The 13743-nt window shown below is 62.8% G+C and carries 7 protein-coding genes; 1 reads left to right on the top strand and 6 read right to left on the bottom strand.

Going from position 1 to position 13743, the window contains the following annotated elements:
• Positions 1–216 precede the first annotated feature (216 nt).
• Positions 217–3006 carry an AAA domain-containing protein gene (locus ACQPZ2_RS01085; RefSeq protein WP_433523893.1) on the bottom strand — a complete coding sequence of 930 codons (2790 nt, stop codon included), beginning with the start codon at positions 3004–3006 and terminating at the stop codon, positions 217–219.
• A 261-nt stretch (positions 3007–3267) separates the two neighbouring features.
• Here ACQPZ2_RS01085 and ACQPZ2_RS01080 point away from each other — a divergent pair, with 261 nt between their 5' ends.
• Positions 3268–3825 (top strand): hypothetical protein, encoded by a 558-nt coding sequence (locus tag ACQPZ2_RS01080; RefSeq protein WP_433523892.1) that lies wholly within the window; start codon positions 3268–3270, stop codon positions 3823–3825.
• A gap of 274 nt (positions 3826–4099) precedes the next feature.
• Here the strand turns inward: ACQPZ2_RS01080 and brxL are convergent, their stop codons facing one another.
• The 5 genes from brxL to pglX form a co-directional block, all read right to left on the bottom strand.
• Positions 4100–6184: a BREX system Lon protease-like protein BrxL gene (gene brxL, locus ACQPZ2_RS01075; protein ID WP_433527706.1), complete on the bottom strand. Its 2085-nt coding sequence runs from the start codon at positions 6182–6184 to the stop codon at positions 4100–4102.
• The gene (locus ACQPZ2_RS01070) at positions 6181–6960 is read right to left on the bottom strand and encodes a nucleotidyl transferase AbiEii/AbiGii toxin family protein (RefSeq protein ID WP_433523891.1); all 780 of its coding nucleotides are present in this window, start codon (positions 6958–6960) and stop codon (positions 6181–6183) included. The genes brxL and ACQPZ2_RS01070 overlap by 4 nt, the downstream gene beginning before the upstream one ends.
• A complete protein-coding gene (locus ACQPZ2_RS01065; protein WP_433523890.1) occupies positions 6957–7604 on the bottom strand; it encodes a type IV toxin-antitoxin system AbiEi family antitoxin domain-containing protein in 648 nt (215 codons plus the stop codon). Before ACQPZ2_RS01065 ends, ACQPZ2_RS01070 begins: the two co-directional genes overlap by 4 nt.
• Before the next feature lie 63 nt (positions 7605–7667).
• The gene (gene pglZ / locus ACQPZ2_RS01060; protein ID WP_433523889.1) at positions 7668–10196 is read right to left on the bottom strand and encodes a BREX-1 system phosphatase PglZ type A; all 2529 of its coding nucleotides are present in this window, start codon (positions 10194–10196) and stop codon (positions 7668–7670) included.
• Entirely contained in the window at positions 10193–13741 is a 3549-nt protein-coding gene (pglX, locus tag ACQPZ2_RS01055; RefSeq protein ID WP_433523888.1) for a BREX-1 system adenine-specific DNA-methyltransferase PglX, read from the bottom strand. Before pglX ends, pglZ begins: the two co-directional genes overlap by 4 nt.
• Between the last annotated feature and the right edge of the window lie 2 nt (positions 13742–13743).

The raw sequence follows: 13743 nt of genomic DNA, 5'->3' as shown, positions 1-13743 counted from the left end.
CCATGCGGAACGACCGGGTCCGCCGAAAGCCCACCGCAGGGGGTCGCGAACGCATTTCAGCTGGTAGATAACGGTTTGCGAGTCGGACGAGGCTCGAACACTGGTCCGGCGCTTCAGCCGGTGGTGAGGCGTGACGCTGACCGAGAACCGCCCAGCTCAGACTGGATTTCGGCCGTAGAAAGGGCAGCGCGCAGCGGTGACCTCAAAGACCGATCCTCAAGTCGTTCTGGGAAGCCGCCCTAGGAACCTGCGGACCTCGGCCTGTTCGCCGCTCCCGGTGGTCGGCAGGCGCAGCAGCTCGAAGTTGTAGCGACGGCAGATCTCCTTCTTCAGCGCGTCGCGGGCGCGCTGCTCCGGGTTTGCTTCATGGGTGCTGAATCCGTCTACTTCTATAGCGCCCAGGTTCGCGTTGGTGATCCGGTTGTAGATGACGAAGTCGAAAGACGATCGGCGCTCTGCGAACCTGCGGTGCTGATCGTCGAGCCGGTCCAGGTTGCGCGGGAACACATTCCGCAGAAGGACCTGCCGGTGTATCGCCAGGTGGCCGTAGTCGGGTTCGGCGAGCACGCCTTCCAGCATGGTGAGAGCGATGTCCTCCGAATCCCACTCGGTACGCCCCCACCTGATATAGGTGTGTTTTCGCCGCCGCTCCGTGTAATCGATGTACAGCAGGTCGAAGATTGACACCACATCGCTGTCTACGACCGCGTTGTCCGGGTCCCGGTACCGGATATAGCCGATCAGATCGCGCAGGTGCCGACTGGCCGGCAGCTCCGTAGGGTGTGTGACCAGGACGAACAAGCGCATCGCCCGGGATACTGCCACATTGATCAAGTTTGGGTCGTCGGCGAACTTCAAGGCTGCCCGGCTGCTTGGGGTATCGTCCAGCACCGTGGTCATGACGACCGCATCCTTTTCCCTCCCTTGGAATTTGTGCACGGTGTCGGATTCGACGGACTCGATCAGGGCGTCGGTCACCTTGTCCGCCTGACGGCGATAGGGAGTGGTTATCCCGACTTCGTGCGGGGGGATATCGGTGGATATCCAAGGCAGGACCTCATGTCGGATCACGTCTATCTCGCGCTGGTTGCTCCGCCCGTTCGACTTCGGGTCGTCATCACCATAGATATGGCGCATGTGGTTGCCCGGGGCGGTCCGCACCACTGCCATCGGCGCGAACCCCGGCGTGCTGCGCGTGTAGGGAATCAGCTGGCCCCTGTAGAACTTCCGGTTACAGAACTCGATGATGTCCGGATCGCACCGATAGTGTTCACGCAGCATTTCCCGGGGCAATTGATCGCGGTACCGTTCGATGATCGAGGACAGGATGCTGCGCCGGTAGTCGAAGGCCGGATCGGGTGCTGGAGGGGGATCGGTGAGGCACTTGGTGACCGGCGGAAGCTGTTCCAGATCGCCGACCACGATAACGTTGCGCGCACATGCCAGGGCCGGGCTCACCGTCACCAGATCGACCTGTGATGCTTCGTCGATGATCAGGTAGTCCAGTAGGGCCGAGGGGCCGAGGCTGTTCTGGAGCGAATGGCAGGTACTCAGGATCAGTGGGTAGTCGTGGGTGAACTGCCCGAAATTCCGCCGATAGTGCGGTGTGTAGACCGTCCGCGACGACGAACTATACCGGGCGCGTAGCGCGTCACCGAGCAGCTGCCGGGACAGCCGCGCCTGGTCGGCCAGCAGCGTGTCGAACTTCTTGCTCTCCAGTGTTTTGGTCAGTTGCTCGGCCTGCTGCTCGAGTTCAGCGATCTTCTTCTCGTAGTACACGCGCTGAATTCGCAGCACGACCTCGGTGTCGTCGGCGTCGACCTTACGCAGCGCCCGGTACCTGAAGTACCGGTTCATCGTGTCCACCAACCGCCCCCACCCGCTGTCGCGGATCCATCGCGGATCCGTGTCGGCGATGAAATCGAGCAGCTTGCCCGCACTATAGCGGCGCAGCAGCGGCAGATCGTCGACGTTCGGTACCTCATGGCGGTCGAAGAACGACTGGAAGTGCCGTTGTTCGAGCTGGTATGCGTGCAGTCGGTGCCGCAGTTGGGCGCGCAGACGATCCTGTTCTTGCAACGCGGCGAGGCGTCGGTTCACCTTGCCGAGTTGGTCCGCGGCATCAGCGCCAGGTGCGGGACCGGCACGCAGCATCGCATCGACCGCCGCGTTGCGTGGCTTCTGGCTGGCGAAGAACTCCTGCCGCTTAGTGGTGCGCCCCAGATTGGCAGCCACCATCCCGAAGCCTTCCTTGGTCAGCTTCTCGAAAACGTTGTCGACGGCGGAGTTGCTGAACGACACCACCCCCACCGTCGCGCCAGGACGACAGATCACCGAGGCGATGATGTTGAGGATCGTCTGCGTCTTCCCGGTTCCGGGCGGGCCGTCGATCACCGAGATCGGATACCGCAGAGCATTGAGCACCGCCGCACTCTGGCTGATGTTGGTACGGAACGGATACACCGGCAACGGCATCTCATCGTCCGGCCTGGGCTCGATCGGCGCCTGCTCGAGGATGCGGGTCAACGCGCATTCGGGGTGAATGAAGCTCAGGCTCTTGTGGTTTCGGAGTAGGGCGCCGGAATCATCGGTCAGCCGTTCTGCCACCGTTTGCCAGTAGGTCAGGACGTCGTGGGAACGAGGCATAGTGGCGGCGTTCGGCAGCACCTCTATGCGATCCGCGCTGTAGGCGTTCCATCCGCCCTTGCTGTTCAGCACATGCCACCATGATCCGGCCTCCGGCGGGCCTGTGAACAGGTATGCCTCGGTCGCCTCCACTGCAGATCCATCTACGAACAACCGCACGTGCGACCCCATCGACACCGGGGCAGGCCGGTCGAGGATCGTCACTCGCTCCCACCTGAACAGATAGTCCTTGGACCTGCCGAACCGCAGCCGGACCCGCTCCAATCTGGGTTCGCATTCGGTGATGTCCAGGGTCTTGTCCTCTGGGACCCAGTCCTCCTTCCGGCGGATCACGACCGCTATCGCCCGTGGATCGACCATTGAACCCCCTTCGCTTCCGCATCCGCGCTTGCTTCGCGCCGCTCCGGCTGCGGCTCCACCTCCCGCTAAGCGGCCACGCTACCGGCTTCGGTCGAAAACGTCTGCCTAGTAGCATAATTCGTAGATCAGAGCGGATCTGGCCCGGTTGTCCGCGCATCTCATCCCGGCCCGCCGCCATGAAAGAGACTGCACACAAGGATATTTCGTGCATTCTCGAAGTTCGAGTCAGTTCGGAGCCTGTACAGAGTGGGTGGGGCCCAGATGAGAGCGAGTGTCACAGTCGAGGACGCCAACGGCAAGTGGATTGTTGCATTCACTCACTCCGATCGAAAGCTCCTCGACGCGATGAGAGAGGCGGTACCCCATGGCCGCCACTGGGACCCAGGTAACAAGCACTGGCTGGTCACCGCCAGCTCTCAAGTCATGGCGGACCTATGCACGCGATTCGAGCAGCACGGTGCAGCGGTCACCAAGCCCGACACCCTAACCCAAGACCCGCCCGATGGTGGCGATCGCAGTTCTGCCGAGTACTGGGAAAAACAATTCCGAGCCATGGACGATGCCGCCCGTCGGTTACATGAGCAGATCCAGCAACTCATCGACGAACGCGATGATCTCAAGGAGCAGCTGAAGACAGCGGCGCACCAGTCGACCACTGCGAACGGTTGGGCAGAAATGCTGTTCGACGCTGTCGGACCAACCCTGCGCAAGTCTGTCTTCAAGGCCTTGACCACATGCATGCATCCCGACAGGGCGGGGGCGACCGGCCACACCTTGCAACAACAATTGAACGCCGCTTACGACAGGACGCGCCGTTGACAGGGACTGCACCGAGAACACCCAACCCGACCACACCTCTCACGATGAATCGCGGGTTTGGTGCTCACACGAAAGTCGTCGAAGGAGAGCAAGGTGGCATTTCGAAACACCCGCGCAACGCCACCGAAAGCGTAGTGGGCCTTCCAATCCCGGATCGCCCCTCCGAGACCACGAAGTGTCCCGGCGAAAGCCTGCGTATGTCCACCTGAGATCATCACACCCCTCAAGGCCTACACGGACACCACCAAACCTCACAACCGTCAGTTCCGGGTCACTATGACCTCAGGTACGTGATTGTGCATGCCCTCATCCGGCGTCGGTCCTGCCGTTTCAACCGGATGTCGAAATTGTTCTTCTTCGTGAACGGCTGGAATATATCAAGACCGCGCCCGAGCTGGATACGCCATCCGGTATCGGTGGTGATTTGACGATCGTGCAGGCCCTTTTCGAAGGCGCATGTGAACTCTACGCCGACCTCCTCGACGGCGTCCTTGATGTCGGACAGGCCCAGGAACTGTGTCTTTCGCACTTCCGCTCGGTCGATTTCTTCGGCCGTACGTAGGTGCACCGCGACTGTCTCCTCCGCAGGCTTGGCGGCGACGATCTCGACGAGCAATTCATATAAGTTGCGCAGCTGGTGGGGTGCGCGAATGTACGGATCGACGATCTCGATCGATGTGGCTCCCTCGAGATGCGGAATAAGCAGCGTCTCGAACGAATAACCCAATGCATTATCCGGAATATCAAGTGCGCCAGTACGCAGCGTGTCCACTGGCGGTGGGGTGCCGGACACGGGCTGCGCTCCGCCCGGCGATTCGGCTGCATTCAGGTCCGGTGCCGCACTGTCCCCTGTCGTGCGGTGGTACAGATGCGGGAAATCGAGTTCCTCCTGGGTGGGCACGGCCTTCCAGGTGCCCGCAGCGTCCTTGTACCCGAAGCGGACGGCGTCCATGGTCCGGTCGATACGCAGGATCTGATCCTTTACGCGCTTTCGTCCTTCGATCGCGAACCGGAGCAACTCCTCTACCTCGGCAGTCGTCGCACCACGGTGGGGATGGATCAGCTTCATCAGGCCTGAGAACGTCTTGCGGACGCCGTCGCGGTCGCGTGTCGAGATGTCCTCGGACAGCACGAAATCAGGCGTGTAGGCGTCGGAGAAGTCCTGGGTCCGCAGGTGGCGTAACGCCTCGGCGAGGTAGTCGACGACGAATCCATACCCGTCGGTGAACAGTTCCCGCCGGATGATCTCGACCTCCCAGCCGGGGAGGTAGCAATGGAGTCGATCGAGGTATGCGGCGTCATAATAGGACTCCGGCAGCACCTCGAACAGGTCGGAGTGCGCAAGCATCGTCGGCGCCGGCCGAGAGGTGTTGCCGACGAACACCATCGACGCCTCCGCGGGAATGGTGTCGACACCGCGGGAGAACGTCTTGTTCGCCATGTAGTTCTTCATGATGTCGACGAGTGCCTTGTCAACGCGCTTCTGCCCAGCGAACTCGTCGAAGGCCACGACGTCCCAGAACCCCACCAGACCGACGCGCCCGTTGGCGTTGTTGACGAACAGCTTCGGAACGGTGACCTCGCCGCCGGAAATGAGCATTCCGTGCGGGGAGAATTCCGAGTAAACGTGCGATTTGCCAGTGCCCTTGGGACCGAGTTCGACGAGGTTGTAGTTGCGCTCGACGAAGGGGATCAGCCGGATCAGCTGCAGCAGCTTGCCGCGCGGCGACAGCCGCTCCGGGTCGAACCCGATGCTCTGCACGAGCAGGTCGATCCATTCCTCGGTGGTGAATCGCACGCGGGCGGCGAGGTAACGGTCGAAGTCGAATTGGCCGAGCTGAATCGGCTTGAGTCCCGCGATGATCCAGCGGTCATCATGCGAATCGCCGGGTGAGTATTCGATGTCGACCATGCACCACACACCGCCGGTGAGGAGCTTGGGATGCTGCTTGACGGTCCGGTCGTCGATGGGCACCGCCTTCAAGCCCAGGTTGGAGAAGGACGCGGTGTGGATGTCCTTGCGGTCGTCGAGGACGACCGCAACCTTGTCGATCACCCTGTGTCTGCCACGGTCTCGGACTGTCGACTTCACGAGTTCCGCTTCGCCGCGGTGCACGTAGTGCTGGGCAAGAATGTTGCGCACGCTCTCGATGCCGGCGTCGATCGTCGCCTCGTCGTCGGTGGCGCAGTACTGGGCGAGGAGGAATTCGAGAACGTAGCCGGGGACGATGGCGTTGCCGCGGACACGGCCCACCAGATCCTTGCGGACGACCAAGCCGGGGAACGCCGCGTTGGCCTTATTGTCCAGGGCAGTGAGTCCGGGCTGCGCCGCTGGTGTGTCGTCTGCGGGGTCGGTCACAGTTCTTCGTCTTCCTGCTTGATGTCGTGGTCGGTTGCGCGTGCCCACGCGTCCCGGACAGTGGTAAGTGCCGTTGTCGCTGTCACGGACAGGCGAGTTTGACCAGCCAGCTGCGAAACCCAAACGTCCTCGCTCGGGGGCCGGTCGAACAGGTGACGACCGGGCGGCCTGTTGGTTGGCCCATGTCGCTTAAACAAGTGGGACGTCTCCGTATCGATGGCCCCAATTCCGGCGAGCGCCCACAGGTCCCACAGGTCACGCGACGCGCGCCGATCGTGCCACGTCGCGGTCTTCGCGGCGGCGAAGGCGGGCAGCGTGGGCACCGACAAGCGGGCCGGTGGAGCGCCGCTGTAGCGCTGTTCGAGTGGGCGAAGCTCCGTGGGCCACACCGTTCTATTCCGAGAGGACAGCAACTGAATTTTGACGGACAACCCGCCGCCGGTGCGGAGGTTCGCCGGCTCGGTGTCACGAACAGCAGCGAGCCTGGGCTCCCATGCCAACCGACCGTGGCTGCGCGCAACGGCTCGGGGGAGCGCAGCGTCGATTTCGGTGGCCAGCTCGGTGCGGTTGCCGATGGCGACAAGGTCGATGTCCTCGCTGAGGCGCCCGTTCGCAAGGTGTGTGCGTGCGAGCGCGGTGCCACCGACGAAGTGGAGTCGATCCGCGAAGCGGTCGGAAAGCGCCGCGAGAAGGTGGGAGATGAGGTGGTCACGTTCCACCTGTTCTGGTGGTACCCCGAACCGTGCGGCGACGGTGTCTCGTTCGTCGAGATTCACGACTGCGCTCCCGCCCAGATCTCGGCTCGGCGCAACGCGGCGACGAGGCGCTGCGGCTCCGCAAGCTGCTCGAGCCGTTCTAGGTCACTGCGACGGTAGAGAGCAGCGATCGCGGCGGGGACGTCAGTCTCCGCATTGCCGAGAAGTGGCCGTCGGGCCAGGTCGAGCACTGTTTGTTCGGGTGTCGTGGCCAAGACAGGGCCCAGCGATGTCTCCACGCGTTCCGCGTCGAGTGCCTCAGTGTCTCGTTGCACGAACCGAACGGTGGCGGGGCGGTCGGATAGTGCGATCGGCCTGTGCTGGCCGGGAACGGCGACCACTGCGGTGGCCAGCGCCCGTGGAATCGCACCGAGCAGGCGGGCGGCGCTGATGCCCATTACGACTGCACGGTCGGGCCCATAGATCGCCGATGCAATCCCCGCAGCAGCAGCTTCGAGACCGGGCAGCCACGGGCGTCCCACCTGAGCCTGCGGTACGACAATGTAATAGCCGTGGGCCACTCGGTGCAGGATGCCCCTGTCGGCGAGTCGCGACAGTTCGGGACGGGGGTGGGCGTACACGTGGGCGGCGTCCTGTGGGCGGACGGTCCGCAGGGTGAACCGCGCCAGCTCGGCTGGCAGTGGTGTCCCGCGCGTCTGCTCCAAAGCTCCCCCTTTGCTACGCGTTTCGTAGGCTCCTACCCTACGAAACGAGTACTGAATCTGCAATCATAGCGGGTCGAAGAAGCTGCCGAACCCACGCTGCAGGGACGCGGTGGTGTGGCGGTACTCGGTACGGGTGCCGTTGGTGAGCTCGTCGGCACGGATGTACACCGGCTTTCCATTGAAACTCTCGGCGGCCTCGTTCAGGACGAGTTCGACAGTGAGGCTCCGATCCCGCAGGTCCTCGGCGGTGCTGTCCACAACCACGGTCCGCTCGCCCGATAGCGCCGTCCCGTCCTCGGCATACACGCCAACGATCAGAGACCGCGCTCGACGCTTGCCCGTGACCACTTCCCGCTGCAGCAGGGTGACGAGCACGGTGCTGGAGGTGATGGTGGGGCTGCTGACGTTGACATCGACGGTGACCTTGCTGGTTTCCTTGCTGCGAGACTGGGTCAGCGTCACCAGCGGCACGACGATCTCCTGCAGAGTGGCACCGCCGTGCACGTACTGGTAGCCCGCGCCCTGCATCCGGAGTCGGTGCAATGACCGCGGCACCTGCACCTGCAGGTCGCCGTCCAAGCCGAGTTGCGCGGCCGACCATGTCGTGAACGATGGGTGTTCCCGCAGGCCGCGGCCGAGAACATAGCGGCGCGTCCGGTCGACGATTTGCTCGCCATGCGCAGCTTCGCTGAGGTAGTCGCCGGGTTCGAGGTCCGAGTCCTGGTAGAGAAAGCCGTGGTCGGCGGTGACGAGGACGCGGCTGGCCCGGGTCTTCCCGCTGCCGAAACGTTTGATCACCCGCGCGATCTCGTCGATGGCCCGGTCGCATGCCTCGGGTGTCTGGTATGGCGTCTTGTGCCCGGCCGCGTCGATGACGTCGTGGTACACGATGACGGCGTCGTGAGCGGACCACAGCACGGCCCGGTCGGCGGCGCTCATCGACATCACGGCCGCGTACTCGACTGCCGCGGCGTTCACGCTTGCCCACAGCGCTTTACGGGCGGGCAGTCCGGAGGTCTGGGCCCCGTCGGCGCGCACCGTGCCGTCGTCACCCAACTCGAGCCCGGTGTGCGGCAGCATCACGGCCATGCCGAGTTGGGTGTACGACGGAAGCGGAGCGAGACGCGGTTCAATGGTGGCGCTGAACCAGTCGTCGCCATTCATGCGGGCGGCGAGTTCGGCGCCAACCTCGTAGCGCAGCGCGTCAGAGACGACGACGAGTGTCTTCGCCTTGGCGGGCAGGTCGTAGCGGGCAAATCCGCGGAGCCGTTCGATACCGGGGACATCCCAGTCCCCGAGGGTGTCCACCTGCTGTTGCCAGGCCTGCGCGAGGGGGCGCTGGTAGTCGTGGACGTACCGATGTTCGACCCGGTCGGCGAGACCAGCGGGCAGGTCGGTCTCGGCACGGTTGCGGTGGTGGCGGAACCGCCGATACGCACCGTCGACGCTCGACCAGGTGTCGGCGTAGCTGCGGATGCCGTCGGCGGGGTCCGCGATGACGGGCGCGAATGTTTCGATCCGGCTCAGGCAGTCGGACGCCGCGGCAAGCGCCAGGTAGGCGTGTCGGTGCTCGTCGTACCAGGTTGTGGTAGAACGAGTTCGAACCAGTTCGGCGATCCGGTCGGGTGGCAGTCCACGGTCGAGGATGGCGGCGGCAAGGGAATAGATGACAGCCTCGTCGACGACCGGAAACACGTCGCGAGCGGCGAGGTCCTCGACTGGCGGCGGGTCGGAGCGGAGGCGTTCGCCGATGTTGAGATCGGCTTGAGCGCGTTGGGCGAGGTCGGTGAAGATGCGGCGCAGCTGGCGATCGTCGCGAAGGCGTTCGAAGTCGATGCGGGCCGGGTTGCGTGCATCGGGCCAGTCACGCCAGGCCTGGTCGAACAGCCAGGTGGCGAGGCCGGCGACGGAGGGCTCGGTGGCAGCGTAGCCGTAGATCCTCGCACACCCCGTCCACAGGTAGTCGGTGAGCCCGTGCTTCTGCAGTGTTTCGTATCCCTCGGACCGATCGGCGACGTGCTCGGCGAGCAGATCCTCGACAATGTGGTGCAACCGATGGCCGTCGAGGTCGAGGACGGCGGCACTCATGAAGGCGCGCAGTACGTCGGATAACTTGTCGACCGGCAGATCCGGTGGTAGTTCTGTGAGTTGCGCGCGGATGCGGTCGATGCGGTGTGTGTCGTCGAAGACGCTCAGGTGAGCAGCGACGACGTCCGTCACACCTCTGTCGGCGAGTCCGAGGTCGTAGACGAGGATCGCGGTGGTGTCGGCAGTGAAGATGCCGTAGCCGACTTCGAGGTCGAGCAGCCAATTCTCGCGCAGTTCCGGCGGTTGGCCAGTGCGGTATACGAGGTGGCGCACGGTTTCGGATGTTCTGGCGTCGAGTGCGGTGTAGACGCTGTGTTTGACGCCGAGTTCGTTGCCTTCGACGCGGTGCACAGTCAGGTCGAGACCGTGTTCGGCGATGACCTCGGCGATCGTGTCGACGTGTGGTGCGTAGTCGCCATCGACGTCCCGCCAGGTGAGCACCGGAGTGTTGGTGAAGCGATCGACGAGCAGTTCGGCGATGCGCGCCGCGGATGCGGCGCTCACAGTCCGTTGACCTTCCGCAGCACGTCCTGCAGCTTCGGGTAGTTCTTTTTCACGCCGTCGTCGAGGTCGAGCTTCACTTCCGCAGTCGACAGCGGAAACAGCTTGGTGGTGATCCATTCCCGGATCTCGCGGCGCTGGGTGGTGAGCAAGTCCCGTTCCTTGCTGAGCTTCGTCGCCTCTGCCTTGCTGGCGGTAGGCAGGGCGTGCTCGATGGTTTCGAGGCGGGCCTGCTGCTTGTCCGTCATCTGGTTGGCGTAGCTCTCACGGATCAGGCCGAGAGTAGCGGGCGTGTAGCGGTGCAGGTAGAAGAGCGCGTTGAAACCCTTCTCGGTCTTGATGTTCGACGACACCTGCCAGTAGATGGGCCGCTTAGAGTACATCTTGACATGGTCGTTGTAAAAGTCCTTGAGGAAGTAGTCGCGCAGCGACTTCCGCTTCCCTGAGCCGAGTGCGTACTCCAGCCATGCAACGTTCGCTTCGACGTTCTCCTTGCCGAACGCGACGGCGAGGAACTCGCGCATCCGAGCGACGATGTCGTCCTCGAAGTAGGGCTCGGCGGTTATGGGGATGATCCCGTCGGAGTCTGGCCGGAACCGTGTGTTCTGCACCTTCTCATCGAAGTCGGCTATGGTCGCACCGGCGGTGGCGAGGATCAGTCCCGGCTCGCCGACGCTGTAGCGCCCCATCATGCAACCCACCGCGTACGAGACGAGTTCCCGCGCCAGGTCCAGGTCGAACAGGGCCCGATACTCGTCGTCGGCCCGTGCTGCGCCCTTGGCGGGGGCATACCGGAAGTACGGGTTCTGGGTCAGCGAGATCCGATTGAGCGGAACGTCGCACTCCACCTCGTCTTCGAGCTCGTACAGTTTCGCGAAGTAGCGGTTGTTTGCCTCCTCCAACTCCTGGGCACGGTTCGTGGCTGCGAGCGCATCTTCCCAGCGCGCTATGGCACGGCCGTCGAGGGTGCCGATGCCTTTGACAACGAGGGGGTTGATCTCGAATCCCCATGATGTTTCGTAGGCATTCCAGTCTGCACGAAATAGATGTACAAGCTCATCGACAAATTCGTCAACCACGAGCGAATCTGCTTCAAGAGCAGGCATATTGGAGATTTGACCGACTTCATAGTTAATGGTCGGCGAAATGCTCGAGAACAACACTTGAAACACTGACGAGTTCGCATAGGCCGTCACTGAATTTCGCATCCGATCATCGGGGAAGAACAGCGAAGTACCTGCTACATCAAATATGAATCCACTGGGGAACTGACGGAAGGCCGCACCACTAGCAGAGACCTTTGGCCACGAGACCGAGGGCGCAAAGAAGTGATCGGGGTTGCGAATGACGGAGCGCGGACGGAAGTCCCATAATTCCTTTCCATCATTCTCCCAATTGATGACGTAGTCCTGATTTCCCCACCATTTGCGGAATGACCCGCCTTTGTTATACGGGAACCACTTCCGACCTGACTCGCGAGCTTCGTCCCGGCTAGACATGCCGTAGCCCGTACGGTCGCTCGACACCTCAAACCATTGCCGGAGGAAGCGGTTATTGTCAGCGGTCGCAAGTCCCTGCCGTGGTGAGGAGATATCCGCCAATCGCATCCCCTTGGAGAATGCAGCCTTCATTCCCTCCGACAGCCAGTACACGATCGGCGACTCGGGAATCGATGCAAAGTCATCCATGGATGCGGTGAACGCCAGACTATGCGGAGCCAAGGAAGCTACGTCCTTCATTAACGCACCCTTCTCACGTTCACTTCGCCCCTCCACAAGGCGCCAAAACCGGCCGACATGGCTGGGCCTTGCCTCGATATCGAGGACAAAGGCGGTCGTCTGCACTACCTCGCCGCTAATCGAATTGAACCCGCGGGTTCCGAGGTGCGCCATCGAGGAGAGGTGACCCCATGCCGGGAGAGTTGCTCGGAATTCCTTGTACGACGTCAGGAACATCCATGAGTGCATCGTCACCATCGCGACTGACCCTGACGGCAACGCGAGCTCGGCGTTGCGTTCGATGAACATCGCGTACAGGTCCGGCTTGGTGTCGGGGAAGTGCTTCTGCGCGAACGAGGCCAGTTCTGCGCCCATGTGGTTGTAGCCCAAGTACGGCGGGTTGGCTACAACCACGTGGTACTGGTTGGACGCTAGTACCCGCGCCTGACGTCCAAGTGCACGAGCCTTCTCCATCAGTACAAACTCAAGCTCGCTGGCAATCCCCTGCTCAGCGTCAGGCTCTTCGTAGCCCTCGATAGCGTCGATGAGGGAGTCGAGCGCATCTGAATCGACGCGAATCAGCGAGCCGAGGATGTCCGCGTCCTTGAACGAATGAACCAGTCGAGCCAACGGCTCCCGCTTCTTCGGCGCGACTGCGCCGGTGATGAGTTCCGCCTCCAACTCATCGAATTCGAGCGGCGTGACCCGAACGATATCCGGCTGTACCGGCCGACCGTCATCATTGCGGCGGGCGAAGAACCGGCGATCTCTTGCTCGTGCCTTCATCGCCAGCGCAAATGACGCAAGCTGCGCGGCGCGTTCGTCAATTTCGAGGCCCCGCAGGTTGTGGGTCAGGATCAGCTGCGGGATGGAGTTGGGGGTGTAGCCCTCTTCTTCGTAAATGCGGAACAGCAGATCGAACGCGTAGGTAAGCATGTGGCCTGACCCGCAGGCCGGATCCAGCACCCGGATCGCCTCCGGGGATGACACGGTGACTCCGGTATCCTCCTGCCCCTCAACAGGTTCGATGTAGTACTCCATGTGCTCGCGCAGTCCACTGGTCGGTCGGGAGCGCAGCCATAAGCGACCAAGGGAGTTCTGCACCAGGTACCGCACGATGTACTCCGGCGTGAACAACTGTGTCACCGCCGGCAGTTCAGCGGCGTCGATTGCGACATTGGAGTCATTGATCTGGTCCTTGAATTCGGAGTTGTAGAACTGGTACAGCCAGCCCACCACCTCCACGTTCTCGCAAGCCGCAATATCCATCACCTCGACGGCGCGTGCACGCACCGATGTCGGCGCCAGCATGTCCAGTGGTGTGAGCAGCCGGATCCAATCCACCGCAGCCGGGAACACTTCCGGCATCGGCTTGTGCCACGACCCGAACATCGCACTCAGCAACAGGACGTACGCTTCAGCGTCCGGGTCGGTGGACGTCCGCTTCCCGGTCAGAAGATCCACCACCGTCGCCTGGACATGCGGCGGCACCTCGTCCGGGAACTCCCCCGTTTGTGCGCGGGTGAGGATCTCCGGCAGCGCCGACGCGGACGCGGCGGCCGGGGACACGACCCCGAACGGCCCGGAGAATCCGTTCGCGTCCATGTAGCGGGCTGCGGTCAGGCGGTTGAACCAGGTGTAGGCAGCAGTCTCCACCACCCAGGCGAGACCGTGCTCGTCCACGGCAGCTCGCAATGCCCGCACGTCGTGCGGGTACTCGGCTGCGGCCTTCGGGTCATCTAGCAGCTGCTTGACGCGACCGCGCATCTGCTCGATCAGCGTGGTTCGCGAGGAGACGGCGAAGGTCTTCAATACGGCGGTGTTCTTCATCG

It is taken from the genome of Nocardia pseudovaccinii (assembly GCF_050942345.1).
Taxonomy (GTDB): domain Bacteria; phylum Actinomycetota; class Actinomycetes; order Mycobacteriales; family Mycobacteriaceae; genus Nocardia; species Nocardia pseudovaccinii.
The sequence above is the reverse complement of the archived record's forward strand: the minus strand, read 5'-3'. Positions and strand labels throughout refer to the sequence as shown.